Source organism: Microbacterium sp. bgisy189 (assembly GCF_965345345.1).
Classification (GTDB): domain Bacteria; phylum Actinomycetota; class Actinomycetes; order Actinomycetales; family Microbacteriaceae; genus Microbacterium.
The window spans coordinates 1-23,466 of the sequence record NZ_CBDRMZ010000001.1; the positions used below are offsets into that span (position 1 = coordinate 1).

The 23,466-nt window shown below is 70.1% G+C and carries 28 protein-coding genes; 12 read left to right on the forward strand and 16 right to left on the reverse strand.

Annotated features, from left to right (window positions below; all coding sequences use genetic code 11):
* Nucleotides 1–231: 231 nt before the first annotated feature.
* The 3 genes from ACSF8R_RS00005 (at nucleotide 232) to ACSF8R_RS00015 (ending at nucleotide 2,237) form a co-directional block, all read left to right on the forward strand.
* Nucleotides 232–510, forward strand: a complete 279-nt coding sequence (locus tag ACSF8R_RS00005; protein WP_434809779.1) for a hypothetical protein — start codon at nucleotides 232–234, stop codon at nucleotides 508–510.
* A 195-nt stretch (nucleotides 511–705) separates the two neighbouring features.
* Nucleotides 706–1,353 (forward strand): YdeI/OmpD-associated family protein, encoded by a 648-nt coding sequence (locus ACSF8R_RS00010; RefSeq protein WP_434809780.1) that lies wholly within the window; start codon nucleotides 706–708, stop codon nucleotides 1,351–1,353.
* Between the two features lie 218 nt (nucleotides 1,354–1,571).
* Nucleotides 1,572–2,237, forward strand: coding sequence for a TetR/AcrR family transcriptional regulator (locus tag ACSF8R_RS00015; RefSeq protein WP_434809781.1), 666 nt, complete (start codon nucleotides 1,572–1,574; stop codon nucleotides 2,235–2,237).
* A gap of 7 nt (nucleotides 2,238–2,244) precedes the next feature.
* Here ACSF8R_RS00015 and coaBC read toward each other — a convergent pair whose 3' ends face one another.
* Complete coding sequence (gene coaBC / locus ACSF8R_RS00020; protein ID WP_434809782.1) at nucleotides 2,245–3,450, reverse strand: bifunctional phosphopantothenoylcysteine decarboxylase/phosphopantothenate--cysteine ligase CoaBC; 1,206 nt, start codon at nucleotides 3,448–3,450, stop codon at nucleotides 2,245–2,247.
* Nucleotides 3,451–3,493: 43 nt separating this feature from the next.
* Here coaBC and ACSF8R_RS00025 point away from each other — a divergent pair, with 43 nt between their 5' ends.
* Nucleotides 3,494–4,201, forward strand: a complete 708-nt coding sequence (locus tag ACSF8R_RS00025) for an NRDE family protein (RefSeq protein ID WP_434809783.1) — start codon at nucleotides 3,494–3,496, stop codon at nucleotides 4,199–4,201.
* 10 nt (nucleotides 4,202–4,211) lie between these two features.
* Here the strand turns inward: ACSF8R_RS00025 and ACSF8R_RS00030 are convergent, their stop codons facing one another.
* From ACSF8R_RS00030 to ACSF8R_RS00065, 8 genes are all read right to left on the reverse strand, one after another.
* Complete coding sequence (locus ACSF8R_RS00030) at nucleotides 4,212–5,189, reverse strand: lytic transglycosylase domain-containing protein (RefSeq protein WP_434809784.1); 978 nt, start codon at nucleotides 5,187–5,189, stop codon at nucleotides 4,212–4,214.
* A gap of 2 nt (nucleotides 5,190–5,191) precedes the next feature.
* The gene (locus ACSF8R_RS00035) at nucleotides 5,192–6,064 is read right to left on the reverse strand and encodes a phospholipase (protein WP_434809785.1); all 873 of its coding nucleotides are present in this window, start codon (nucleotides 6,062–6,064) and stop codon (nucleotides 5,192–5,194) included.
* A gap of 161 nt (nucleotides 6,065–6,225) precedes the next feature.
* Nucleotides 6,226–7,929, reverse strand: a complete 1,704-nt coding sequence (pgi, locus tag ACSF8R_RS00040; protein ID WP_434809786.1) for a glucose-6-phosphate isomerase — start codon at nucleotides 7,927–7,929, stop codon at nucleotides 6,226–6,228.
* Between the two features lie 222 nt (nucleotides 7,930–8,151).
* Nucleotides 8,152–8,772 carry a hypothetical protein gene (locus tag ACSF8R_RS00045; RefSeq protein WP_434809787.1) on the reverse strand — a complete coding sequence of 207 codons (621 nt, stop codon included), beginning with the start codon at nucleotides 8,770–8,772 and terminating at the stop codon, nucleotides 8,152–8,154.
* A gap of 9 nt (nucleotides 8,773–8,781) precedes the next feature.
* On the reverse strand, nucleotides 8,782–10,008 hold the full coding sequence (locus tag ACSF8R_RS00050; RefSeq protein WP_434809788.1) for an MFS transporter: 1,227 nt from the start codon (nucleotides 10,006–10,008) through the stop codon (nucleotides 8,782–8,784).
* Between the two features lie 41 nt (nucleotides 10,009–10,049).
* Complete coding sequence (locus ACSF8R_RS00055) at nucleotides 10,050–10,892, reverse strand: hypothetical protein (RefSeq protein ID WP_434809789.1); 843 nt, start codon at nucleotides 10,890–10,892, stop codon at nucleotides 10,050–10,052.
* Nucleotides 10,889–11,566 (reverse strand): response regulator, encoded by a 678-nt coding sequence (locus ACSF8R_RS00060; RefSeq protein ID WP_434809790.1) that lies wholly within the window; start codon nucleotides 11,564–11,566, stop codon nucleotides 10,889–10,891. Before ACSF8R_RS00060 ends, ACSF8R_RS00055 begins: the two co-directional genes overlap by 4 nt.
* Nucleotides 11,554–12,810 carry a sensor histidine kinase gene (locus ACSF8R_RS00065; protein WP_434809791.1) on the reverse strand — a complete coding sequence of 419 codons (1,257 nt, stop codon included), beginning with the start codon at nucleotides 12,808–12,810 and terminating at the stop codon, nucleotides 11,554–11,556. Before ACSF8R_RS00065 ends, ACSF8R_RS00060 begins: the two co-directional genes overlap by 13 nt.
* A gap of 97 nt (nucleotides 12,811–12,907) precedes the next feature.
* On the opposite strand from ACSF8R_RS00065, the gene ACSF8R_RS00070 reads away from it, so the two are divergent.
* Nucleotides 12,908–13,714 (forward strand): Cof-type HAD-IIB family hydrolase, encoded by an 807-nt coding sequence (locus tag ACSF8R_RS00070; protein ID WP_434809792.1) that lies wholly within the window; start codon nucleotides 12,908–12,910, stop codon nucleotides 13,712–13,714.
* A gap of 12 nt (nucleotides 13,715–13,726) precedes the next feature.
* Here the strand turns inward: ACSF8R_RS00070 and ACSF8R_RS00075 are convergent, their stop codons facing one another.
* Complete coding sequence (locus ACSF8R_RS00075; RefSeq protein ID WP_434809793.1) at nucleotides 13,727–14,524, reverse strand: siderophore-interacting protein; 798 nt, start codon at nucleotides 14,522–14,524, stop codon at nucleotides 13,727–13,729.
* A gap of 103 nt (nucleotides 14,525–14,627) precedes the next feature.
* On the opposite strand from ACSF8R_RS00075, the gene ACSF8R_RS00080 reads away from it, so the two are divergent.
* From ACSF8R_RS00080 to ACSF8R_RS00095, 4 genes are all read left to right on the forward strand, one after another.
* The gene (locus ACSF8R_RS00080) at nucleotides 14,628–15,620 is read left to right on the forward strand and encodes a siderophore ABC transporter substrate-binding protein (RefSeq protein ID WP_434809794.1); all 993 of its coding nucleotides are present in this window, start codon (nucleotides 14,628–14,630) and stop codon (nucleotides 15,618–15,620) included.
* Between the two features lie 107 nt (nucleotides 15,621–15,727).
* Nucleotides 15,728–16,723 (forward strand): ABC transporter permease, encoded by a 996-nt coding sequence (locus tag ACSF8R_RS00085; protein WP_434809795.1) that lies wholly within the window; start codon nucleotides 15,728–15,730, stop codon nucleotides 16,721–16,723.
* A gap of 79 nt (nucleotides 16,724–16,802) precedes the next feature.
* Entirely contained in the window at nucleotides 16,803–17,747 is a 945-nt protein-coding gene (locus ACSF8R_RS00090; RefSeq protein WP_434809796.1) for an iron chelate uptake ABC transporter family permease subunit, read from the forward strand.
* A complete protein-coding gene (locus ACSF8R_RS00095; RefSeq protein WP_434809797.1) occupies nucleotides 17,744–18,499 on the forward strand; it encodes an iron ABC transporter ATP-binding protein in 756 nt (251 codons plus the stop codon). Before ACSF8R_RS00090 ends, ACSF8R_RS00095 begins: the two co-directional genes overlap by 4 nt.
* Before the next feature lie 25 nt (nucleotides 18,500–18,524).
* Here the strand turns inward: ACSF8R_RS00095 and ACSF8R_RS00100 are convergent, their stop codons facing one another.
* The 4 genes from ACSF8R_RS00100 to ACSF8R_RS00115 all read right to left on the reverse strand — a co-directional run bounded on the left by ACSF8R_RS00100 (nucleotide 18,525) and on the right by ACSF8R_RS00115 (nucleotide 21,038).
* The gene (locus ACSF8R_RS00100; RefSeq protein WP_434809798.1) at nucleotides 18,525–18,749 is read right to left on the reverse strand and encodes a hypothetical protein; all 225 of its coding nucleotides are present in this window, start codon (nucleotides 18,747–18,749) and stop codon (nucleotides 18,525–18,527) included.
* Nucleotides 18,750–18,787: 38 nt separating this feature from the next.
* On the reverse strand, nucleotides 18,788–19,261 hold the full coding sequence (locus tag ACSF8R_RS00105) for a VOC family protein (protein ID WP_434809799.1): 474 nt from the start codon (nucleotides 19,259–19,261) through the stop codon (nucleotides 18,788–18,790).
* Nucleotides 19,262–19,286: 25 nt separating this feature from the next.
* A complete protein-coding gene (locus ACSF8R_RS00110) occupies nucleotides 19,287–20,252 on the reverse strand; it encodes a DNA-3-methyladenine glycosylase family protein (RefSeq protein ID WP_434809800.1) in 966 nt (321 codons plus the stop codon).
* Between the two features lie 72 nt (nucleotides 20,253–20,324).
* Complete coding sequence (locus ACSF8R_RS00115; protein WP_434809801.1) at nucleotides 20,325–21,038, reverse strand: winged helix-turn-helix domain-containing protein; 714 nt, start codon at nucleotides 21,036–21,038, stop codon at nucleotides 20,325–20,327.
* Between the two features lie 421 nt (nucleotides 21,039–21,459).
* On the opposite strand from ACSF8R_RS00115, the gene ACSF8R_RS00120 reads away from it, so the two are divergent.
* Complete coding sequence (locus tag ACSF8R_RS00120; RefSeq protein WP_434809802.1) at nucleotides 21,460–21,759, forward strand: GNAT family N-acetyltransferase; 300 nt, start codon at nucleotides 21,460–21,462, stop codon at nucleotides 21,757–21,759.
* A 2-nt stretch (nucleotides 21,760–21,761) separates the two neighbouring features.
* Here ACSF8R_RS00120 and ACSF8R_RS00125 read toward each other — a convergent pair whose 3' ends face one another.
* Complete coding sequence (locus ACSF8R_RS00125) at nucleotides 21,762–22,247, reverse strand: alpha/beta fold hydrolase (protein WP_434810364.1); 486 nt, start codon at nucleotides 22,245–22,247, stop codon at nucleotides 21,762–21,764.
* Nucleotides 22,248–22,658: an alpha/beta fold hydrolase gene (locus ACSF8R_RS00130; RefSeq protein WP_434809803.1), complete on the reverse strand. Its 411-nt coding sequence runs from the start codon at nucleotides 22,656–22,658 to the stop codon at nucleotides 22,248–22,250. It abuts the gene before it with no gap.
* 53 nt (nucleotides 22,659–22,711) lie between these two features.
* Between ACSF8R_RS00130 and ACSF8R_RS00135 the strand changes: the two genes are divergently transcribed.
* A complete protein-coding gene (locus ACSF8R_RS00135) occupies nucleotides 22,712–22,999 on the forward strand; it encodes a DUF2277 domain-containing protein (RefSeq protein ID WP_434809804.1) in 288 nt (95 codons plus the stop codon).
* 26 nt (nucleotides 23,000–23,025) lie between these two features.
* Nucleotides 23,026–23,418: a (deoxy)nucleoside triphosphate pyrophosphohydrolase gene (locus ACSF8R_RS00140; protein WP_434809805.1), complete on the forward strand. Its 393-nt coding sequence runs from the start codon at nucleotides 23,026–23,028 to the stop codon at nucleotides 23,416–23,418.
* Nucleotides 23,419–23,466 lie beyond the last annotated feature (48 nt).

Here is a 23,466-nt window from a genome sequence, read left to right on the forward strand (position 1 = left end):
CGAGCCCGGCGCCGACGACCTCGGTCCCGGCGATCACGCCGCGGCCCACGTCGCTCGCGACTACGGTGCCCGCGCCGACGACGCGCCCCACGACCACGCCCACCACGCGCCCGACGACCCGTCCGAGCGTCCCCGCAGTGAAGGCGGTGCAGCGCACCTTCCAGGTGGACCGGTACATGCCCAAGACCGCGGCTCAGGCCCGGGTCGTGGCGCGCCTCGACGACGAACGGCGTGCTGCGTTACCGCGATGACCGCGCCCTCTGGGGCGCGAACAACTGGCAGTTCGTGACGGTGCGGGTGCCCGCCGACGCGAGCAAGGCGCAGGTCATGGCCGTGATCAACGCCAAGACGTCCTCGCGTGTGGGTGACGTGCACACCGGTTCGCGCCTGCGTTCCATCACGCGTGGTCGCTCGGTGACGATCGCGTGGGAGCTCGGCAAGGGCGCCCGCCCCACCTCCGCCTGGGGTGCGAACAAGTCCGTCAACCAGATGTTCTTCGCCCGCTCCTGAGCGACCACAGGTGGGCGTGGCCATCACCACCACGCCCACCTGTGGCGGGCCTGCATCGCCGAGCCCGGCCGAGCGACGCGTCACCCTTGCGAGGGTGGCGCCGTCGCCGCATGTCGGCTCCGCCCCTCGGGGGCACGGGCGCCCGCCGGCACGGGGAGGCGGCCGAGTGTCGGCGCCGCCGCGTAGAGTCGCGGCATGCACGAGGACGGCACGACCGAACGACCAGCGGTGTTCTTCGACGACGCGACCGAGTTCAGGGCGTGGCTCGAGGCGAACCACGAGTCGGCGACCGAGCTGTGGATGGGCCTGTACCGCAAGGGCGACCCGCGGCAAGGGCTGACCTGGGCGGATGCCGTGCCCGAGGCGCTCTGCTTCGGCTGGATCGACTCGGTCAGTCAACGCATCGACGAGACCTCGCGGCGGCAGCGCTGGTCGCCGCGCAAAGCGACCAGCATCTGGAGTGACGTCAACATCGCACACGTCGAACGACTCACTGCGGAGGGCCGGATGATGCCGGCCGGCATCGCCGCGTACGAGCGCCGCAGCGCCGATCGGACCGGCGTGTACTCGCATGAGCGCCCCATCGGCTTCGACGCCGAACAGCAGGCGGCGCTCGACGCCGACCCCGCGGCGGCAGCGTTCTGGGAGGCCGCGACCGCGACATACCGCCGCATGGCGACCCACTGGGTGCAGTCCGCCAAGCGCGAGCAGACGCGGATCGACCGACTCGCGACGCTCATCTCCGACAGTGCCGCCGGGCGGTTGATCCCGCCGCAGCGGTATGGCGACACGCCTGCATGGCTGCAGCGCGCCGCGGCGGCCGCCGAGGCTGCGCGCGGCTGAGAAGCCTCGAGTGTGGGGTGGCGGCCGCGGAGCGGGGGGTGCGACGGCCGCCACCCGAATGCCGTTCTCCCGGGCCTGGCGCCGAGGCGCTTCGCCGTGCGGTGTACACAACGGGGACAGCCGCCTTACTCCCGTAAGGCGTACGGCCATGGTAGATGTACGGCTGTATGGTGTGCAACACCCGGCACCAGTGGGATGCGACCGAGGAGCATGCAGCGATGGCACATCGTGGACTGACCCAGCAGCTCGTGATCGAGGCTGCCGCTGCGGTCGCCGACCGCGGCGGGCTCGCATCCGTCAGCATGCGCACCGTCGCGGCAGAACTCGACGTGCAGGCGATGTCGCTGTACCACCACGTCGCCAACAAGCACGCGCTGCTGTTTCTGCTCGCTGACGGCGCCTACGGCGCGATGGTCGTTCCCGACGATGCCGAACCGTGGCGTGAAGGGATGCGGCGACGCGCCTGGGCCCTGCTCGACGACACCAAACGGCACCCCTGGATCCGCGATGTCTTCGGGGCGCCCGACCCCGGTCCTCTCCAGTTGGGGCATTGGGAGGCGATGTTCCGCTACCTGTCGGTGCACGGCTTTCCGACGGCGTTCGCGTCGAGCGCGCTGTACGCGATCGATTCGTACGTGCTCGGCTTCGCGACGATGACCCGCAGCGTTCCCCTCGTCGGCGAGTCGAGGCGCGACGTCGACGCGTTCGTTGCAGACCTGGCGCCGGCGATCGCGGATTATCCGCTCGTCGCAGCTGCGGTCGCGAGCAACATCGCCCAGCCTCAGGGTTCGGTCATCGAGCAGTTCGACATCGGGCTCGGCTTCATCGTCGACGGGCTCGACCGTTCCCTCGCCGCCCTTGTGGCCGAGGCTGCGCGCTCCTGACGCTCGATCAGCCCCGCACGCTCGCGACGGCATCCCACAGGCCATCCGCAACGGCGCGCTTGTCGCCCGCGACCTCGGCGCGCACGCCGTCGGAGGCGTCGAGCACGATGACTGCGTTCTCGCCCGCGCCGAACCCCTGATCCCAGCCGACCGCGTTGACGGCGAGCAGGTCGACGCCCTTGCGCGCACGTTTGCGGCGCCCGCGCTCGCGCAGCTCGGCGTCGTCGGCGGCCGTCTCAGCGGCGAAGCCGACGATCGTCTGCCCGACCTGTCGCTGTGCGACCAGTTCGGCCAGCACGTCGGGGTTGGTGACCAGGTCGAGGGTCGGGGTGCCGTCTTCCTTGCGCAGCTTGTGGTCAGAGACCTCCGCGACACGATAGTCCGCGACGGCGGCGACCATGACGGCGACGTCGGCGTCGGCGGATGCCGCGAGCATCGCGGTGCGCAATTCGACCGCCGTCGCGACCCGTACGACCGTCACGCGCGGGTGGCGCAGCGCCGCAGCGAGCACGCCCTCGTCGACGTACGCCGCGACGAGGCGCACGTGCGCGCCGCGGTCTGCGGCGGCGACGGCGACTTCGGCACCCTGCGTGCCGCTGGAGCGGTTGCCGAGAAAGCGCACCGGGTCGATCGGCTCGCGGGTGCCGCCGGTCGAGACGGCGACGGTGAGTCCGGCGAGATCGGTGCGATCCGGAACGATCGCGAGCGCCGCGGCGAGGATGTCGTCGGGTTCGCTCATGCGGCCGGGGCCGCTGTCGCCGCCGGTGAGGGGGCCGTCTTCGGGGCCGATCACCTGCACGCCGCGCGCGCGGAGCACGGCCATGTTCTCGCGCGTGGCGGGGTGCTCCCACATGGCCGTGTGCATTGCGGGCGCGACGAGCACGGGCGCGGTCGTCGCCAGCAGGGTGACGCCGAGCAGGTCGTCGGCGATGCCGGCAGCCATGCGCGCGAGCGTGTTGGCGGTGGCGGGCGCGACGATCACCAGGTCGGCGCGGGTGCCGAGTGAGACGTGCCGCACGTCGGCGACGTCGTCGTGCACGCTGGTCGTGACAGGATGGCGACTGATCGCCTCCCAGGTGGTCGTGCCGACGAAGCGGAGCGCGTCTTCGGTGGGGATGACATGCACCTCATGCCCCGCGGTGACGAGGCCCCGCACCAGTTGCACGGACTTGTAGGCGGCGATGCCGCCGCTGACACCCACGACAACGAACATGCCCCGATCCTCCCATGCGGGAGGCGTGAGACAGGAGCCGCCGATGTGCACCGTCATCGTGCGCGTGCCCGAACAGCCCGGTGCGTCGGTTCGTCTGCTCGCCGTGCGCGACGAGGACCCGACCCGATCGTGGGACCGGCTCGGCCCGTGGTGGCCTGACGAACTGCCCGGCGTCGTGGGGGTGCGCGATGCGCGGGCCGGCGGGGCGTGGCTGGCGGCCGATCCCGCCCGGAGCCGGCTCGCCGTCGTGCTGAACCGTGCGGATGTGCTCGACGACGCGCCGGCATCGCGGGGTCGGATCGTGCTGGATGCGGTGGCCGGTCGTCCGATTCCCGACCCGCCCCGCACCCACGGCTTCAACCTCGTGCAGGTGACGGCCGATGGTGTCGAGGTGACGATGTGGGACGGCGCGTCGGTGCGGACGATCGCGCTCGCCCCCGGCGTCCACATGATCGCCCACGACGACGTCGACGACGCCCAGACCCCGCGCATCGTGCACTGGCAGGGCGTGTTCGCCTCGCAGGCAGTGGATGCCGGGGCCGACTGGCGCGAGGAGTGGCTGGCGACGCTCGCGCGCAGCGCCGAGCTCACACCCACCGACGATCGCGCCATCATCCGCGACAATCGTCCGCACGGCTACCCGACCCTGTCGCTGCTGGTGTGCACCGCCGAGGTCGGGCCCGACGGTGCGGACGTCCGCTACGCGGAGTTTGCCGAGCCGGGCCGGTGGAACAGCATCCACCCCGCCTGAGCGGGCGCGATCAGTACCAGCCGACCGACTCGGAGTGCGACCAGGCGCCGCACGGGGTGTCGTAGCGCGACGAGATGTAGCCGAGGCCCCAGATGATCTGGGTCGTCGCGCTGGTCTCCCAGTCGGCTCCCGCCGAGCCCATCTTGCTGCCGGGGAGCGCCTGCGGAATGCCGTAGGCGCCGCTCGACGCGTTGTAGGCCTGGTAGTTCCAACCCGATTCGCGGTTCCACAGGTCGACGAGGCAGGAGAACTGGTCGTCGCCCCAGCCGTACTCCGACGAAGCGATCGAACGCGCGGTCGCCTGCGCGCCGGCGACCGAGTTGTCACCCGACGATGCGGCGGAACCGGCCGACAGCGACGAGCCGCCCGAGGACGACTCGGCGGCTTCTTCGGCGGCGGCTGCTTCGGCCGCAGCCTCGGCTTCGGCGGCTGCCGCGGCGGCCGCTTCTTCCTCCGCCTTCTTCTTCGCGGCGGCTTCGGCTGCCCTGCGCTTGGCCGCTGCGGCCGCGAGGCGTTCGGCCTCCGCCTGCTCGGCGGCATCCAGGGCGCCGGCGAGTTCACCGGAGGCGGCGTTGGTCAGCGAGACCTCCACCAGCAGATCCTCGGTCATCTCGGGCAGCATCAGCGACGGAATGAGCTCGTGCTGTTCGAGCTCGTCCATCGCCGCCTCGAGGTCGTCGACGTCGATCGTGACGTCGGCCGCGCCAAGGTCGAGTTCCGATGCCTTGACTTCGGCTTCAACGGCCGCGGCGTCGTCGATCGCGGCTTCTGCCTGCACGAGCGCGAACTCGACGTCGGACGCGGCCTGGGCGAAGGTCGGGGCTTCGGTGGCGGCGCTGGCGACAGCGACGGCGTACGCAGGGGCTGCCGCGCCGGCGATGACGACGCCGACGGCGGCGCCGGCGGCGAGCCGGCGCAGCGGGTGGTGCGTGTTCCGCGCTTTCAGCGAGGACCGCGTCGGTGCCTCATGCGTTTCGAGGGTGTTCATGGTCAGTACCACCCCACCGACTGCGAGTGGCCCCACGCGGAGCACGGGGTGCCGTACACCGATGAGATGTAGCCGAGGCCCCAGATGATCTGGGTGGTGGCGTTGGTCTGCCAGTCCGAACCGGCCGACGCCATCTTGCTGCCGGGCAGCGCCTGCGGAATGCCGGTCGCGCCGCTGGACGCGTTGTAGGCCTGGTAGTCCCAGCCGGACTCCTTGTTCCACAGCGACTCGAGGCACGAGAATTGGTCGCTGCCCCAGCCGTAGTCGGACGATGCGATGGATGCCGCGGTCGCCTTGGCGCCGGCGACCGTGTTGCCTTCGGCGAGGACGGCGGCCGCTGCAGCGGCTTCGCGTTCCGCCTCGGCGGCGGCCTTCTGCTCGGCAAGGGCTTCGGCGATGCGCTGGGCCTCGGTGGCCTCGGCCTCGGCGAGTGCGGTTTCGAGGGTGTCTGCGGCCGACGCGACGACGGCCGTGGCAACCAGCACGTCTTCGGTGCGCTCGGGCAGCATCAGCGACGGCACGAGATCGAGGTCTTCGACCTCGGCGAGGGCGCTGCTGAGTGCGGACGTGTCGATCGTGGCGTCGACCTCGCCGAGCGGCAGGCCGGATGCGGCAGCCGCCTCGGTGAGCGCCTGCGCGTCTGCGAGGGTCTGCTCGGCGGCCGTGACGGCCGACTCTGCGTCGGACGCAGCCTGGTCGAAGGTCGGTGTCGCCGTGACGATGGCTGCGGCCGTGGCGGCGTAGGCGGGGGCGGCCGCACCGCTGAGCGCCGTCGCGATCGCGACCGCGATGCCCACGCGACGCAGCGGGTGCTGCGTGCGGCGCCGCGAGTCGCGGCGCCGGCGGGCAGGGGTGAGCTCGGAGGTTTCGGGCATGCGGGGGGTCCTTTCGTCGGCGCGCACAAGCGCGTCGGCATCGCGCCCCTTCGGGTGAGACGCGACCCCCTACCTTGAACCGTCAGTCTGGACGGTTCAGCAGGAAACCCTGGACGACCGGTGGGAGCCCGCTATGACCGGGCTCCGACCAGCAGTCCTGATCAGCGGCGATTTTCGCGATAGTAGGCAAGCAGCGCCTGGGTCGAGGCGTCCTGCGCGGCCACGGCATCCTGGTCGCCTTCGATGGCCGGCGCGATCTGCAGCGCGAGCTGCTTGCCGAGCTCGACACCCCACTGATCGAACGAGTTGATGCCCCAGATGACGCCCTGCGTGAAGGTGATGTGCTCGTACAGCGCGACCAGCTCACCGAGGGTGCGCGGGGTCAGATCTGCCGCGAAGATCGAGGTCGTCGGGCGGTTGCCCGCGAAGGTGCGGGCGGCCACGAGGGCGCCCGTCGTGCCCTCGGCCTCGACCTCTTCGGCGGTCTTGCCGAACGCGAGCGCCTTCGTCTGCGCGAGGAAGTTCGCCAGGAACAGGCCGTGCACGTCGCGGCCGTCGTCGGCGAGCGCGTAGGCGGGGTTCACGAACGCGATGAAGTCGGCGGGGATCAGCCGGGTGCCCTGGTGGATGAGCTGGTAGAAGGCGTGCTGGCCGTTGGTGCCCGGCTCGCCCCAGAAGATCTCACCGGTGTCGCTCGTGACCGGCGTCCCGTCCCAGCGCACGCTCTTGCCGTTGGATTCCATCGTGAGCTGCTGCAGGTAGGCGGCGAACCGGCTGAGCTGCTGCGCGTACGGCAGCACAGCGTGCGACTGCGACCCGAGGAAGTTCGTGTACCAGACGTTGAGCAGACCCATCAGCACCGGTACGTTCTGTGCCAGCGGAGTGGATGCCGTGTGCTCATCGACCGCGTGGAATCCGGCGAGCAGTTCGCGGAACGCGGCGGGACCGACGGTGATCACGAGCGACAGGCCGATGGCGGAGTCGACCGAGTAGCGGCCGCCCACCCAGTCCCAGAATCCGAACGCGTTGGCGGTGTCGATGCCGAAGGCCGCGACCTTGTCGAGCGCGGTCGACACGGCGGCGAAGTGGTGCGCCACGGCATCCGTCTTCTGCGCGTCGGAGTCGTCGATCGCGCCGACGGCCTGCAGGCCAGCCCACAGCCAGTCGCGTGCGAGGCGCGCGTTGGTGAGGGTCTCGAGCGTCGTGAACGTCTTCGATGCGACGATGAACAGCGTCGTCTCGGGGTCGAGATCCTTCGTCTTGTGCGCGAGGTCGAACGGGTCGATGTTCGACACGAAGCGCGCCTGGATGCCGGCGTCGGCGAACGGCTCGAGCGCTTCGCTGATCATGACCGGGCCGAGGTCGGAGCCGCCGATGCCGATGTTGACGACGTGCGTGACCTTCTTGCCGGTGACACCGACCCAGTCGCCGCCGCGCACACGCTCGGCGAACGCGTCCATCGCATCCAGCACCTGCTGCACGTCGGTGTCGATGTCCTGTCCGTCGACGACGAGCGCGGGGCTCGCGCCGGCGGGGCGGCGAAGCGCCGTGTGCAGCACTGCGCGGTCTTCGGTCGTGTTGATGTGCTCGCCCGCGAGCATCGCGGCGTACCGCTCGGCGACGCCGGTCTGTTCGGCGAGGCGCACGAGCGCTGCGACGATCTCGTCGGTGACGAGGTTCTTCGACAGGTCGACGCGAAGGTCGGCGAGGTCGAAAGTGAGCCGCTCGACGCGGCCGGGGTCGGTGTCGAACCAACCCCGCAGATCGGGAGAGAACCCGTCGCGCAGCGCGGTCAGGTCGTTCCAGGCGGGCGTGGTCGTGGCATCGATCGGCGTGGTCACGAGCAACACGCTAGTCGGGTGCATGCGGGCCGTTCACCCGTATGACGCAAAGAGTAGGGCCGGTCGGGGAAACCATCCGACCGGCCCTGTCATCCCTTGCACCAGAGAATCGCACACAGAGGGGGGAATCTGTGTCTTACGCAGTCGGGGGAACTGCGATGACTCGACTGTATAACGGCACGGTAACGACCGCCATGCTCTCGGCTGGACCCATAACGGACGCATAGGGAGCGTTCAGGAATCCACTCATGCAGCCGGGACTGCCAACTCCCACCGGTCGCCGACGGGTGTGAAGCCGATGCGGCCGTAATACGGGTCCTTCATGCCGGCGGGAGAGAGGATGCGGGTGAACCCGCGACGCGAGAACACGTCGGAGGTGCGGAAGACGAACTCGCCCGGCGACAGATCGCGGCGGCGCGGCGTCACCCAGTCGAGCACGATCTCGACAGTGCCCTCGCCGGCGTCGCGGGCCAGTACGACGCCGACGGTCTCGTCGCCGTCGAGCACGAGGTAGGCGACATCGGCCGGCAGTCGTTCGCCTGCGAAGCCTGGGTTGTACCGGGCGATGTCGCCCGCGTGCACGGCGAGGACGTGCTGCAGGTAGCGGTCGTCGCCGTCGACCTCGAGCACCGTGTACGCGGATTCGTCATGCCGGCGCCGCAGCATGCGCAACAGGTACACGATGTTGATGACGGCGAGCACGACGTTCAAGCCGACCATCGGCCAGACGCCGACGACGGCGTTGTAGCCGATCAGCACGAGGCACCCGACGAGGTTGATCAGTCGCAGCCGCGCGACCCGGGTCTGCAGCAGTGAGACGACGAGGATGGCAGAGCCGAGCCAGCCGACCGCTTCGATGAGGTCCATGCGCCCACCCTATTGAGCGGGCCCCGCGGGCGCGGCGTGCCGTCCGTCTGCGCGCAGCCACGCGACCGCGAGCCCCGCGGCGATCGCCACCATGACCAGCACGCCGCCCGCCACTCCCGGCCACGCGAACCCTGCGAACGCGAAGCCGAGCAGCCAGCCGAACAGGCTCGACCCGCCGTAATAGCCCAGATAGTAGAGCGACGCGGCCTGCGCGCGTGCTTCGGGGGCGCTCGCGACCGGTGCCCACCCCGACGCGATGGCGTGGGCCGCGAAGAAGCCGGCCGTCATCGCGAGCAGCCCGATCACGACCGCCCAGATCGTGTCGACGAGGGTGAGGGTGAGCCCACCCGCCATGACCGCCGTCGAGGCGAGCAGCACCGGCAGTCGCCCGGAGCGTGCGCCGAGACGGCCCGCCCACGGCGAAGCCACGGTGCCCGCCAGATAGGCGAGGAACAGGAACGACACGACCCACAGGGGCAGCGCGAACGGCGGCGCCAGCAAACGGAACCCGAGGTAGTTGTACACCGCCACGAACCCGCCCATCAGTAGGAATCCCTGCGCATAGAGCGCCACCTGACGCCGGTCGCCGAGGTTCATCCGCAGCCGCGCCCACAATGACGGCCCGCCGCGACGGATGCCGGGCTCGAAGCCGCGCGCCGCCGGGATCAGCGTCAAGAACAGAACGGCTGAGACCACGCAGACGGCGGCGACGGCGAACACGCCCCACCGCCACTGCCCGATGTCGCCGAACGGTCCCGCGACCAGCCGGCCCGCGAGCCCCCCGATCGACGTGCCCGCGATGTAGCTGCCCGCCGCGGCGGCGGTGTGCCCGGCATCCACTTCTTCGGCGAGGTAGGCCAGCGCGATCGCCGGCACCGCGCCGAGTGCCACGCCTTCGAGACCCCGCGCCAGCAGGAGGAGCTCGAGCGTGGGCGAAAGTGGCGCGACCAGGCCGCACAGGGTCGCCGCGACGATGCCGACCGTCATCGCCGGCACCCGCCCGATCCGGTCGGCGACCACCGACCAGCCGATGACGGATGCCGCGAGCCCGAGCGTCGTCACCGAGACGGACAGTGCGGCATCGGCGGGCGAGGCCGAGAACTCCTCGGCGATGAACGGCAGCACCGCCTGCGTCGAGTACAGCTGTGCGAACGTTGCGATCCCGGCGAAGAAGAGCCCCGCCAGCAGGCGCCGGTACTCGCGACTGCCGGGCAGATGGCCGGTGAACGCGTGCACCCTCCCACGCTAACGGTGGAAGGGTGCACGCGGATGCCGGATCAGTCCTGTCGCAGCACGACCTCGCCGGCCGAGACGCGCACGTCGACGGTCGAGGTGGCGCCCGAAGACGTGTCGAGGTTGTTGTCGAACGTGCCGGCCGACACGTCCGAGGTGACCCGGTAGGTGCCGTCGGGGAGGGCCAGGTGCACCGAGCCCGCACTCACGCCGATGTCGAGGCTATCCGAGGGCGCTCCCGTCAACTGGCCCTTCACCGTGCCGGCACTGACGTCGATCACGACCGTGCGAGGTGCGTCGACGTCGAGGTTGACGGTGCCGGCGCTCACGTGCGTATCGAGCGATGCCACGACGCCCGACAGGTCGATCTCGCCGGCGCTCAGCTCGAGCCGTACGTCGCCGAACGCGCCCGAGGCCTCCACCGAGCCGGCGCTCACGTCGAAGGTCGCGTCGATGCCGGTGAGTTCCATCGGCAGGGTCAATACGGCGCGATCTCCTTCTGACCCGAACCAGCTCCAGCCGCCGAACCAGCCGCGGTCCACCGACACCGTCAGCTGGTCGCCGGAGCGGTCGAGCTGCCAGTCGTCGGCTCCCGGGCCTTCGACGGTGAGGGTGGCTTCGTCGACGCGTTCGAAGACGACGTCGAGTTCACCGGCTGACGTCGACGTCTCCACGGACTCGACATCGTCGGCGCTCGCCGACCGCTCGATCGTCTGGGTGGCGGCGGTGCGCAGGGCGCCGAGGATGCCGAAGACGACCGTGCCGAGAATGAGGACCGCGCCGATCACGATCGCGATGATCGCGATGGCTGTTGCGGAGCCGCGGGGCTGCGGCGCCGGGGTCGGGGGAACCTGCTCGGGCGTCGGGGGTGTGATCGTGGCGCTCATCGCGCTGCTCCGTTCTGCGGCTGGCCGCCGCCGTGTTCGAGGTGGGCGAGCACCGCCAGGACGCGGCGGTTGCCGTGCTCGTCCTGTTCGAGGTCGAGCTTCTGGAACAGCGACGTGATGTGCTTTTCGACGCTGGCCTCGGTGATGAAGAGGGTCTGTGCGATCGCCTGGTTGCTCTTGCCCTCGGCGATCAGGGCGAGCACGGTGCGCTCGCGGTCGGTCAGGCGCGACATCCGTTCGTCGCGTGCCCGTCGGGTGAGTAGCTGTGCGACGACCTCGGGGTCGAGCACCGTGGCCCCCGCGGCGATCCGGTCGATCGATGCGAGGAAGTCCTTCACATCGGCGACACGGTCCTTCAGCAGATACCCGAGGGCGGCGCCGTGGCTCGTGATGAGCTCGCTGGCGTAGCGCTCCTCGACGTACTGGCTGAGCACGAGCACCGGCAGGTCGGGGTCGGCCGTGCGCAGCGCGAGTGCGGCGCGGATGCCTTCGTCGGTGAATGTCGGCGGCAGTCGCACGTCGACGATGCACAGGTCGGGCGAGGTCTCGGTGGCCGTGTCCGACAGGTGTGTCGCGTCGGGGAGCGCGGCGACCACGTCGTGGCCGGCGTCTTCGAGCACGCGCACGAGGCCCTCCCGCAGGAGCGCGGAGTCTTCGCAGATCAGGATGCGCACGGGACGCTCACCTCCAGGGCGGTCGGGCCGCCGGTCGGGCTTTCGAGTCGGGCGGTGCCGCCGGCGGCGAGCACGCGGTTCGTGATGCCGTCGAGGCCGCCACCGGGCTGCACGTGGGCGCCGCCGATGCCGTTGTCTTCGACGCGGGCCCACAGGGTGCCGTCGTCGCGGCGTCGCACCGTGACCCGGGCCTGCGAGCCGCGGGAGTGCTTGGCCGCGTTCGTGAGCGACTCGGCGATCGCGAAATACAGGGCGGCTTCGGCGGTGGCGCTGCACCGCCCGTCGACGCGCACGTCGAGCTGCACCGGAATCGGGGAGCGTGCCGCGAGGGCCGAGAGGGCGGCATCCAGTCCGCGGTCATCGAGCACCGAAGCGTGGATGCCGCGGGCGAGCTGTCGCAGTTCGGTGATCGCCGCCTTCGTCGAGGTGTGCGCCTCGTCGACGAGCGCCTTCGCAGCTGCGGGATCGGAATCGATCTTCTGCTGTGCGAGGCCGAGCGTCATGGCGACCGACACCAAGCGGGGCTGGACGCCGTCGTGCAGGTCGCGTTCGATGCGGGTGCGCTCCACCTCGCTGGCACGGACGGCTCCGGCGCGTTGCGTCGAGGCGGCGCGCGCCTGCTCGGCGAGGATCGCCTCCCGCGACGGCACGAGGATCGCGCGGGTCAGCACAGCGTGCAGCAGCGCGACACCCAGCAGGATGGCGAGTGAGACGACGATGCCGGCGACACCGGCGGCGAGCGCCCAGCCGCTGTCGATGATGAGTCCGGTGCCGGGAAGGCGGACCGGCTCGGTGCCGCGCAGGGGAGCGAACAGCAGCCCGATGCTCGACGTCAGCCACGCGATCGTCGGCAGCACGATGAAGCCGAGGACGGTGCCGACGGCGGCGCTGGCGACACCGCGCCACATCGCGCCGTCGATGAACTGCTGCCACAGGGTGCGCAGCCATCCGCCGAATCCTGGGCGGCCGCTGCTGCGCGGTCGCAGTCGGGGAATGCCGAAGCCGTAGAGGCCCTCGACCCGCTCGTGCTCGACCCAGGCCAGGGCGAACAGCACGTAGAGGAACGCGACGAGGATCGCTGCGCCGACGACGACGATCAGCAGGCTGATGCCGACGCTGAGCAGCGTTGCGAGGAGGGAGAAGGCGAGCGCGCCGAGCAGGCCGAGCGCCGCCAGTTGCGCGAGCGCGCCGAGGTGCGTGAGCAGCCCGGGTCGTCGCTTGGGGGATACGGGTTCTGAGGTCATGGCTCCACGCTATTTTCGGCGGTCTTCGGCGGCATCCGAGGCATCCGGAGACCTGGGGTGGGGATAACCCCCGGTCTGAGCCTGACACGATGGAGGCGTGACAGCACCCGACATCCGCCTCATCGCCGTCGACATGGACGGCACGCTTCTGCTTCCCGACGGCACGATCCCCGACGGGCTGTGGCCGTTGCTTGAGCGACTGCGCGAACGGGGCATCGCCTTCGCGCCCGCCAGTGGCCGTCAGCTCGCGACCCTGCGGGGCATGTTCGGACACGTCGAGGGTGAGCTTGACATCATCGCCGAGAACGGCGCCTACGTCGTCCGCGGCGACGAGGAAGTCGGCAGCGACGCGATGGATGCCGCATTCGTCGCCGACCTGCTCACGCGCCTCGACGAACTCGGGCGCGAGTCGCTGAACATCGGTGTCGTGCTGTGCGGCAAGCGGTCGGCGTACATCCAGACGCCCGATCCGCAGATCCACGCCGAAGCGGCGAAATACTACGCGGCGCTGGAGCGTGTCGACGACCTGCGCGCCGTCGACGACCAGATCCTCAAGATCGCGATCTACGACGTCGACGGCGGCGAGGAGCACACCGCCCCGGCGTTGGCGGATCTGCGCGAGACGCACCAGGTCGTCGTCTCGGGTGCGCACTGGGTCGACGTCATGAACCAAGGCGTCGACAAAGGGGTGGCCCTGCGGGCGCTGCAGCGCGCGATCGGCATCACGACGGCGCAGACCGCCGCGTTCGGCGACTACCTGAACGACGTCGAGATGCTGCGTGCCGCCCACTGGTCGTACGCGATGGCCGACGCCCACCCCGACGTCGTCGCCGCGGCACGGTTCCGGGCGCCGTCCAACGAAGACCTCGGTGTGCTCACGGTCATCGAGGAGCTCCTGTCCTGAGGTGTCGCGGGCTCAGTGGGGCGCGTGGTACTCGCTCTCGCCGCGCTTCCAGTAGCCCTTCACGACGATCTGGTCGGCGCTGAGCCCCCATCGGTCGATCAGTAGCGCACGCCCCGTCTTGACGATCGCCTGCTCCGCCGCCACGAAGCCGAACACGTCGCCGTTCGGGCGGTCGGCGGCGGTCAGTGTGTCGAGCCGGGCCGCGAGGGCGGTGCCGGACGCGGCACCACCTCGGTGCACCTGCTCGACCGTCACGCCCGCGGGGGCGTCGATCGGGAGTTCGTGCTCGGTGTCGACCACTTCGACGATGATGCGGCCGACTGCGCCCTCGTCCATCAGATGCGCGAAGCGACGCATCGCGGGCACGGCGGTCTCGTCGCCGGCGAGCAGCCACGCGTCCGGGCGCCCGGTGATGAGCATTGATCCGCGTGGACCGCCGACGCCGGCGAACGCGCCGATCTCGGCCGTCGCTGCCCACGGCGCCGCCACGCCCTCGGCGCCGTGCAGCGCGAATTCGAGATCGAGCCACCCGGCCTCGCCGTCCCACGCGAGCGGCGTGTACTCGCGACTCGGCGCGGCGCGCAGCTCATCGACCGAGCCGGGCTCGATGTCGGGAAAGAACACACGAATGTGGTCATCGCTGCCGGGGGAGTCGAACCCGATCAGGTCGGACCCCTCGAGTCGGATCCGCACGTACCCCGGCGTGATCCACTGGCGCGCTGCGAGACGAGTGCTGCGGAACCGCAGGTCGAGGGGCTGTCGCTCCAGCCGGAAAGAGGTGGTCGCACGCAACGAATTGGGATCGCTCATAAGGTTAGGCTAACCTACACAAGCCAGGTGATATATCGTCCGCTCGTCGCAGCGGCACACCCGGCACGCACCGAAGCACACACCGTCACCAGAGGGGCCATCCATGCCTTCGCGCCGTTCCCGTTCCGCCGTCCTCGCCATCGGCACCGTCTTCGCGCTCAGCCTCGCGGGCTGTGCCAGCGCAACGACGCCCGCCTCGTCCGAGACCGAAGCCGCCGAGCCGACGACCATCACCGTCGAAGACAACCACGGCACGCAGACCGTCACCGTGCCGCCGACGAGTGTCGTCGCCACCGACAACCGCACGATCGTCACGCTCGACAGCTGGGGTGTCGAGATCGTCGCAGCGCCCCTCGACATCTTCCCGGCCGACCTCTCGTACAAGGCCGAGGGCGCCGACGTCATCAACCTCGGCAACCACGGCGAGCCCGACCTCGAGGCCGTCGTCGCGGCCGACCCCGACCTGATCATCAACGGGCAGCGATTCCAGAGCTACTACGCCGACTTCCAGACGCTCGTGCCCGACGCCACGATCGTCGAGCTCGACCCCCGCGAGGGCGAGGCGTTCGACGCCGAGCTCATCCGCCAGGTCACCGTGCTCGGCGAGATCTTCGGCAAGGAGGACGAGGCCGCGCAGCTCGTCGCCGACTTCGAGGCGTCGATCGACCGCGTCACCTCTGCGTACGACGCGGGCGACTCGGTCATGGCCGTCATCACCTCCGGCGGCGAGATCAACTACGCCGCACCCACCACGGGTCGCACGCTCGGCCCGGTGTTCGACGTCCTCGGACTGACCCCGGCGCTCGAGGTCGAAGGCTCGAGCGAGCACCAGGGCGATGACATCTCGGTCGAGGCGATCGCCGCGTCGAACCCCGACTGGATTCTGGTCATGGACCGCGACGCCGGCGTGAGCGCCAACACCGACGAGGCCTACACGCCGGCGAACAACCTCATCGGCCAGTCCGAGGCGCTGCAGAACGTCACCGCGGTCTCTGAGGGCAACATCGTGTACATGCCCGCAGGCACGTACCTCAACGAGGGCATCGAGACGTACACGGCGTTCTTCAACGCCTTCGCTGACGCGCTCGAGGGCTGAGCCCACTCGACGTTTCGTCTCGTCGCTGCGCTCCTCGCTCGACGACCGGCCCTGCATCCGGTCGTTGAGCGAGCGCAGCGAGACGAAACGCTCCCGACGAGGTACCCATGACCATCGCTTCCGCCACCGCCACCGCCACACCACGCCGCGCCCGAGGCCGCCTGTTCACCTGGCCGCTGCTGCTCGGCGTGCTCGGGGTCGGCGCGCTCGTCACCGTGTCGCTGTTCGTCGGTGTGTACGACGTCGTCGGCGAGGCAGACGGTGGCGAGATGTTCCTCATCACCCGCATCCCGCGCACGGTCGGCCTGATTCTCGCCGGTACGGCGATGGCGATGTGCGGCTTGGTGATGCAGCAGCTCACGCAGAACCGGTTCGTCGAACCCACCACGACCGGCACCACCGAATGGGCGGGCCTCGGGCTGCTGTTCGTCATGCTGCTGTTCCCCGATTCGCCGCTGATGGTCCGCATGATCGGCGCCGTCGCGATGGCCTTCGTCGGCACGATGCTGTTCTTCGCGTTCCTCCGACGGGTCATGCTGACCTCCTCGATCATCGTCCCGATCGTCGGCATGATGCTCGGCGCCGTCATCGGTGCGATCTCCACCTTCATCGCGCTGTCGACGAACATGCTGCAGAGCATGGCGATCTGGTTCACCGGCTCGTTCACCTCGGTGCTGCGCGGGCAGTACGAGCCGCTGTGGGCCGTGCTGATCGTCGTCGTGGCCGTGTTCATCGCCGCCGACCGCTTCACGATCGCCGGGCTCGGGCAGGACATCGCCACGAACGTCGGCGTGAACTATCAGCGCGTCGTTCTCATCGGCACGGCGCTGATCGCGCTGGCATCCGGTGTGGTGACCGTCGTCGTCGGCAACCTGCCATTCCTCGGACTCATCGTCCCGAATGTCGTCTCGCTCATCCGCGGCGACGACCTGCGCTCGAACCTGCCCTGGGTCGCACTCGGCGGCATCGCGCTGATCACGGCGTGCGACATCGTCGCGCGCGTGATCAACATGCCCTTCGAGGTGCCCGTCTCACTCATCCTCGCCATGATCGGCTCGGTCGTGTTCATCACTCTTCTGCTCCGGCAGCGTCGCCGTGTTTGACGCGCGTACCGCCCCGCACACCCGTCGTTGGTCGGGTCCGTTCCCGACCCCTGCGCATGCCCGCCGCTACCGGATCACAATGCTCCTGCTCGCGATCGCCGCTGTGCTGATCGCCGTCGGCATCCTCGCGTGGGACAACCCGGCCCCGGCCGGCAGCGACGGGTTCTGGCGCATCGCGGCGCTGCGGGTGTCGAGCCTCGCGGTGATCCTCGTGGTGGCGCTGTGCCAGGGGATCGCGACGATCACGTTCCAGACCGTGACCGGCAACCGCATCGTCACGCCGTCGCTCATGGGCTTCGAATCGCTCTACACCGCGATCTCCACGGCCGCCATCTTCTTCTTCGGTGCGGCGGGGGCGCTGATGGTGCAGGGGGCCGGTCCCTACTTGTTGCAGATTCTCGTCATGCTCGCCTTCTCGGGGCTGTTGTACGGCTGGCTGCTGTCGGGCCGGTACGCGAACGTGCAGATCATGCTGCTGGTCGGCATCATCCTCGGCGGCGCGCTCGCCGCATTCTCGACGTTCCTGCAGCGCATGCTCACGCCGACCGAGTTCGACCTGCTGATGGCCAGACTCATCGGCAGCGTCGCCAACGCCGACGTCACGTACCTGCCGATCGCCGTGCCGCTGGCGGGGCTCGCGGTCACAGCGCTGTGGTGGGGCGGGCGCCGCCTCGACGTGCTCGCGCTCGGTCGACCGGTCGCGCTGAACCTCGGGGTCTCGCAGCGGCGGGACTCGATCCTGGCGCTGCTGATGGTGTCGATCCTCATGGCGGTCTCGACCTCGCTCATCGGGCCGATGACGTTCTTCGGGTTCCTCGTCGCGATGCTCACCTACCAACTCGCCGACACGTACGATCACCGTCGCATGTTCGCGATGGCGTGGCTGCTGGGTGTCGTCGTGCTCGGCGGGGCCTACTTCGTGCTGAAGCACATCTTCTACGCGGCCGGCTCGGTCGGCATCATCGTCGAGATCGTCGGCGGCACCTTCTTCCTCATCCACCTGCTGCGAAAGGGACGCCTGTGATCTCGCTCACCGCCGTCGAGAAGCGCTACAGCACCGACGTCGCGATCGGCCCCGTCGACCTCCACCTGCCCGCCGGGGGCATCACCGCACTCATCGGGCCCAACGGCGCCGGAAAATCGACCCTGCTCACGATGATCGGACGCCTGCTCGAATCGGATGCCGGCACCATCTCGGTCGGCGGCCACGACATCGCGTCGACCAAGTCGCGCGAGCTCGCGAAGGTCGTCGCGATTCTGCGGCAGGAGAACCACTTCGTCACACGGCTCACGGTGCGCCAGCTCGTCGGCTTCGGACGGTACCCGTACTCGCAAGGGCGGCTCACCCGCGACGACGAGGCGATCATCGACCGGTCGATCGACTTCCTCGGTCTCGAGGGGCTCGAGGGTCGCTATCTCGACGAGCTCTCGGGCGGGCAGCGGCAGCGGGCGTATGTCGCGATGGTGCTTGCGCAAGACACCGACTACGTGCTGCTCGACGAGCCGCTCAACAACCTCGACATCCAGCATGCGGTGCAGATGATGCGCCATCTGCACCGCGCCGCCACAGAGCTCGGCCGCACCATCGTCGTCGTGCTGCACGACATCAACTTCGCGGGGCACTACGCCGACCGGGTGTGCGCCATGAAGGACGGCAAGGTCGTCGCCTTCGGCACGCCCGACGAGATCATTCGGGGTGACGTGCTGTCAGACATCTTCGACACCCAGGTCGACGTCGTCGACGGCCCGCGCGGGCGCCTCGCCGTCTACTACTGACCCCGCGGCCGCCCCGGTCCGGGTGTCAGAGGCGGGCGCCGTCGTCGAACGGGTCGTCGAGGCCGGGGGTGCGCCCCCGCCACGATTCATAGGCGATGAGCCACCCGATCGAGATGATGACGGCGAGGGTGACGCCCAGCCACACGCTCTGCAGGATGAGTCCGATCAGCACCCCGAGCCCCAGCAACACAACGGTGCCAGCCAACCACCCGATGCGACCGCGCGGCCAGCCTGTGTCTCGACCCGTCATGTGTCCAGCCTAGGCGTCGTCGGGCCTTGCGGGGCGGGTCAGGATGCGGGGGCCTGCCCGTTGAGCGCGACCATCCAGTCGATGCCGAACTTGTCCTGGAACATGCCGAATTTGCCGCCCCACGGTGGTGTCTCGTACGGCATGGTGACGGTGCCGTCCGCCGACAGTCCGTCCCAGGCCGCCTGCAGGCGATCTGCGTCGTCCCCGCTGAGCGACACCGAGATGCCGGCGGGGGCTGCGTAGGGCATGCTGCTGGGCGTGTCCGAGGCCATCAGCACGAGGCCGTCGTCGGTCGTCAGTTGACCGTGCATGACGAGGTGCGTCTCTGACGGGTCGATCCCCATGTCGGGGAACGCAGTGAAGTCGTCGACCTGCAGGTCGCCGCCGAGCACCGAATGGTAGAACTCCAGGGCGGCCCGTGCCGTGCCCTGGAACGAGATGTACGGGTTCAGGTTCACCGTGATGCCTCCGTTCGCGTCGACGCCCGGTGCGCCGCCGCGAACAGTGTCCACCCGACCTCCGACACCCGCAACGGGGTCAGCGTGAACGGTGGTCCTCTGGGTGCAGCCGCGGTGCGCGACGGGGCTCGCGTGCACCGCTCAGTCCGATGAGACGGATCACCCGCTGCCGGTGCCCCGCCCACGGTTCGAGGAGCGCACGCATTCCGTCATCGTCCACGCGGCTGCCGGTCAGGGCGTAGCCGACCTCGTGCGCCAGATGGAAGTCGCCGAAGCTCACGGCGTCGGCGTCTCCGAACGCACGGATGCGGGTCTCGGCCGCCGTCCACACGCCCACGCCGCGAAGGCTCGTGAGCACCCTGTCGCGGTCGGCCCCGGTCTCCGCCTGCGACGCGGCTCGTTCGATCGCCGCACGCCGGCGTGCGGCCTCCACCACCGTCCGGGACTGCGGCGGCTCGAGCCCCGCACGATGCCACCCCCAACTCGGCACGAGATTCCAGTCGCCGGGCGGCGCGAACATCGGCCGCGGGGTCGGCCCGGGCGCGCGCTCGCCGAACCACGTGAGGATCGCGCGCCACGCCCCGAACGCCTGCATGCCGGTCACCTTCTGCTCGAAGATCGACGAGGCCAGCGCGTCGAAGACGAGGTCGGTCGCCCCCATCCGAAGGTCGCCGTGGCGGCGGTGCACGGCTGCGACGAGCGGATGCCGCGACGCGTCGAAGCCGGTCGGATCGTCGTCGGCGCCGCACAGACGGGGGAGCTGTTCGAGTGCCCAGTCGGCGCCGGGTCCCCACGCCGCCGCGCGTGTGCGCGTGCGCTCCGGACGGATCGCGACCGTCGCGACCCCCTGCGGGGTACGGACCGCTCGCCAGATGACACCGGCGGTCGACGTCTGCGACGGATCCTGTCCGCCGCGCTGCTGCGGCCTGACGGCCCGCCACACGTCGATCGACTGTCGCGGTCGGAACTCGGTTTCGACCGGTCGCTCGTGCTGCGGTGCGGGTCGGTGCGCTGTGGCCAGCGGCATCCGCCCCATCCATGTCATGCGGTCACCTTACGCCGTCACGCCGACATCGCCGACCCCGCGTGTCGGGCTCGGCGATGTCGGCGTCGGCGCTCAGAAGCGGTCGGGCGACGGCGTGCCGTGGCCGTAGCGGATGACGACGTCGGCGTGGCGGTCGAAGCGGTAGCCCACGCCGCGCACGGTGCGCACGATGTCTTCGTAGCGGCCGAGCTTGGAGCGCAGGCGACGCACGTGCACGTCGATCGTACGCTCGCCGGGCACCTCTTCGTCGGTCGCGTGGCTCCACAGCGACGAAACCAGCTCGGTGCGCTCGATCGTGCGGCCCTCGCGCAGCACGAGATACTGCAGCAGCTCGAACTCCTTGAAGGTGAGCGCGGCCGACTCGCCGTCGATGTGCACGCGGCGGCGCGAGATGTCGATCGTGACGCCACCGGGAACGTGGTCGATCTCGGGCTCTTCGGGCTTGGTGCGGGCCACGGCGCTGGGCTCGTGGAGTGCGAGGCGCACGACGTCGACGTCGCGTCCACCGGCGGCGGCCGGGGCGAGCGCGACGGTCGCGTAGGACTCGGCGTGCGGGGCGAGCTCCGCCAGTGTGCGGCGCAGCGCGGTGACCAGGGTCGAGAGGCTGACACCGTCGGCGGCGGCCTTGACCTCATCGATGCCGACGTACAGGGCGAAGCCGCGAGGCAGGGTTCCGGTGGGCAGGCCGGACGAGGGCGATGCCGCGGCTGCGGAGGCCGCAACCTCTTCGACGGCGTGGAGGTGACGGGGTGTTGAGGGGCGGGAGAGAAGCGCGGTGGTCGACATGAGGATGTCCTTCGGGGCGGAACCCGGGCGAAATGCCGGAAGCGGGTTCGGGCGGTGTTGCCTGGTGGCCGATGCGGCCGATGTGCGAGGCAACCGGAATCCGCGTTGTGCGCGGGCGTATCCGGGTGCCTCGGGGGTCTGCGCGTTCAGAAGCGGCAGGACCCGGCGGGGATCACCGTGTCAGCGACACATTCGGCAACACATGACATCGCGCGCAGGCATCATGATGCCCACGGTTCCGTTCGCCTCCCGGGCGGACAGAGTGCGTGCGATGTCAGTCATGGGGACGATTATGACGAATCGTGTCTGAACGTGTCAAACCGCGTAGCAGGCGCGGCGGATTCGTGACGGAATGTGACAGAGTGCTCAATCGGGTTGCGTCGGCATCCGCAAGGTCCGACGTGCGGCGTACGGTGTGGGTATGACGGAACTGCAGTTCGCGCACGAACCCGACGCGTCGCGCTACACGCTCCATCACGGCTCCGACCTCGTGAGCGTGCTCGACTACCGCGACGACGGGCGAACGGTCGCCCTCACCCGCGCCTACACGATCCCGACATTCCGGGGGAGCGGATACGCGGGCGAACTCGTCGACCGCGCCGTCGCGCACCTCGAGCAGGCCGGCGAGCGCCGGGTCAGTCCGGTCTGCTGGTACGTCGCCGACTGGTTCGCCGCCAACCCGCAGCGCTCGGGCATCCTCGTCGAACGACGCGCCGGCTGACGTCAGCGCTCGCCGTCGCCCACGATGACGGATGCCGCCGGCGCGGCGTCACGGATGAGCGTCTCGTGGCCGCGCCCGGGTACCTCGTACAGCTTCGCGTCCGCCACGCCGGCGACGATCTGCTCGCACCATTCGCGCGGTGAAACGGGGTCGTGCTCGCCGCGCATGACGAGTGTCGGCGCGGTGATCGCACCGAGCGCGTCCTCCGGCCGGTGGACGAGCATGGCGCGCATCTTGCGACGCAGGTGAGGCCCGGCGCGCAGATATTCGCGCGCGCCCAGTAGCAGCACCTTCGGGCTCTCGTCGAGCAGGTCGACGCCCAGCCGCCACAACTGCGTGCGCGCCTGGCGACCGCGCGGGTCGACGGTCGGGGCGACCAGCACCAGTCTGGCGACGAGTTCGGGGTGGCGTGCGGCGGTCTCGACCGCGACCTGTGCGCCCATCGAATGGCCGATCAGCACGACCGGGCCCCGGTCGACGTGTCGCAGTTAGGCGGCGAGCAGGTCGGCGGTGCGGGCCATGGTCGGGGTGCGCTTCGGCTCGGGCGCCTCCCCGTAGCCCGGCTGGTCGACGGCGATCACGAGCCCGTGGGACTGCAGCCGGTGCGTCAGGTCGGCGAAGACCTTGCGCCCCATCCCGATGCCGTGCACGAGCACGAAGGTCGTGTCGGATGCGGTGTCGCCGCGCTGCTCGGCGATCAACGTCGCGCCGGCGTGGCGGAACTGCTCGATCGGACCGTCGACGACGGGGACGCCGGTCAGGACGTCGATCGTGCGGTCGGCGTCGGCGCCGAGCCGCTGCAACCGCCGTTGCGCCTGCGAACGCGCATCGCGCAGCATCCGCTCGGCCGCAGCGCGGATCTCGGCGAGGCGACGCGCGGGATCGGTGGCGGATGACATGGATTCGAGCGTACGCCTGGTCGGATCCGCGTCCGCGGCGTACCGTGGCCCGCATGTGTCGCAACATCCACACGCTCCACAACTTCGAGCCCGCCGCCTCAGAAGACGAGGTGCACGCTGCCGCGTTGCAGTACGTGCGCAAGATCGCGGGTACGACCAAGCCGTCGAAGGCGAACCAGGCCGCCTTCGACCACGCCGTCGCCGAGATCGCGCACGCGACGCGGCATTTGCTCGAGGGCCTCGTGGCGGTCAGCCCGCCGAAGAATCGCGAGGAAGAGGCGGCCAAGGCCCGCGCCCGTGCCGAGAAGAGCGGACGGTACGCGCCCCGCATCGCGTCGTGACGGCAATCGGCGCGTAGTCTGCAACGGTGACCCGACCGCTCATTCCCGTCGTCGGCGCCGTCATCGAGCGCGACGGGCTGGTGCTGTGCGCGCGTCGCGGCGGCGGTCCGCTCGCCGGGTGGTGGGAGTTTCCCGGCGGCAAGGTCGAACCGGGTGAAGCGGATGCCGAGGCGCTCATCCGCGAGATCTCTGAAGAGCTCGCGTGCCGCATCGCGGTGGGCGAGCAGGTGACGGGAGCGAAGCACGACGCGCCGCACGTGTCGATCGAGCTGACGACGTACCGCTGCAGGCTCATCGCGGGTGAGCCGATCGCTTCAGAGCACTCCGAGCTCGTGTGGCTCCCCGTTGCGCGGCTGCGCGAGTTGGCGTGGGCGCCGGCAGACCTGCCCACCGTGCAGGTCTTGGAATCTGCGGACTGACACCGCCGGTTCGGCCACGCGCCGACCCGGCTGGGGAGGGATGTCGGA

What these genes read in the sequence shown, in the direction of transcription:
- ACSF8R_RS00035 (WP_434809785.1), bottom strand. Translation starts at nt 6,064, where the DNA reads ATGCCCGAAACCTCCGAGCTCACCCCTGCCCGCCGGCGCCGCGACTCG.
- coaBC (WP_434809782.1), bottom strand. Translation starts at nt 3,450, where the DNA reads ATGTTCGTTGTCGTGGGTGTCAGCGGCGGCATCGCCGCCTACAAGTCC.
- ACSF8R_RS00115 (WP_434809801.1), bottom strand. Translation starts at nt 21,038, where the DNA reads ATGTCGACCACCGCGCTTCTCTCCCGCCCCTCAACACCCCGTCACCTC.
- ACSF8R_RS00100 (WP_434809798.1), bottom strand. Translation starts at nt 18,749, where the DNA reads ATGACGGGTCGAGACACAGGCTGGCCGCGCGGTCGCATCGGGTGGTTG.
- ACSF8R_RS00025 (WP_434809783.1), top strand. Translation starts at nt 3,494, where the DNA reads ATGTGCACCGTCATCGTGCGCGTGCCCGAACAGCCCGGTGCGTCGGTT.
- ACSF8R_RS00135 (WP_434809804.1), top strand. Translation starts at nt 22,712, where the DNA reads ATGTGTCGCAACATCCACACGCTCCACAACTTCGAGCCCGCCGCCTCA.
- ACSF8R_RS00015 (WP_434809781.1), top strand. Translation starts at nt 1,572, where the DNA reads ATGGCACATCGTGGACTGACCCAGCAGCTCGTGATCGAGGCTGCCGCT.
- ACSF8R_RS00085 (WP_434809795.1), top strand. Translation starts at nt 15,728, where the DNA reads ATGACCATCGCTTCCGCCACCGCCACCGCCACACCACGCCGCGCCCGA.
- ACSF8R_RS00080 (WP_434809794.1), top strand. Translation starts at nt 14,628, where the DNA reads ATGCCTTCGCGCCGTTCCCGTTCCGCCGTCCTCGCCATCGGCACCGTC.
- ACSF8R_RS00045 (WP_434809787.1), bottom strand. Translation starts at nt 8,772, where the DNA reads ATGGACCTCATCGAAGCGGTCGGCTGGCTCGGCTCTGCCATCCTCGTC.
- ACSF8R_RS00065 (WP_434809791.1), bottom strand. Translation starts at nt 12,810, where the DNA reads ATGACCTCAGAACCCGTATCCCCCAAGCGACGACCCGGGCTGCTCACG.
- ACSF8R_RS00120 (WP_434809802.1), top strand. Translation starts at nt 21,460, where the DNA reads ATGACGGAACTGCAGTTCGCGCACGAACCCGACGCGTCGCGCTACACG.
- ACSF8R_RS00030 (WP_434809784.1), bottom strand. Translation starts at nt 5,189, where the DNA reads ATGAACACCCTCGAAACGCATGAGGCACCGACGCGGTCCTCGCTGAAA.
- ACSF8R_RS00130 (WP_434809803.1), bottom strand. Translation starts at nt 22,658, where the DNA reads ATGTCATCCGCCACCGATCCCGCGCGTCGCCTCGCCGAGATCCGCGCT.
- ACSF8R_RS00090 (WP_434809796.1), top strand. Translation starts at nt 16,803, where the DNA reads ATGCTCCTGCTCGCGATCGCCGCTGTGCTGATCGCCGTCGGCATCCTC.
- ACSF8R_RS00010 (WP_434809780.1), top strand. Translation starts at nt 706, where the DNA reads ATGCACGAGGACGGCACGACCGAACGACCAGCGGTGTTCTTCGACGAC.
- pgi (WP_434809786.1), bottom strand. Translation starts at nt 7,929, where the DNA reads ATGCACCCGACTAGCGTGTTGCTCGTGACCACGCCGATCGATGCCACG.
- ACSF8R_RS00110 (WP_434809800.1), bottom strand. Translation starts at nt 20,252, where the DNA reads ATGACATGGATGGGGCGGATGCCGCTGGCCACAGCGCACCGACCCGCA.
- ACSF8R_RS00055 (WP_434809789.1), bottom strand. Translation starts at nt 10,892, where the DNA reads ATGAGCGCCACGATCACACCCCCGACGCCCGAGCAGGTTCCCCCGACC.
- ACSF8R_RS00075 (WP_434809793.1), bottom strand. Translation starts at nt 14,524, where the DNA reads ATGAGCGATCCCAATTCGTTGCGTGCGACCACCTCTTTCCGGCTGGAG.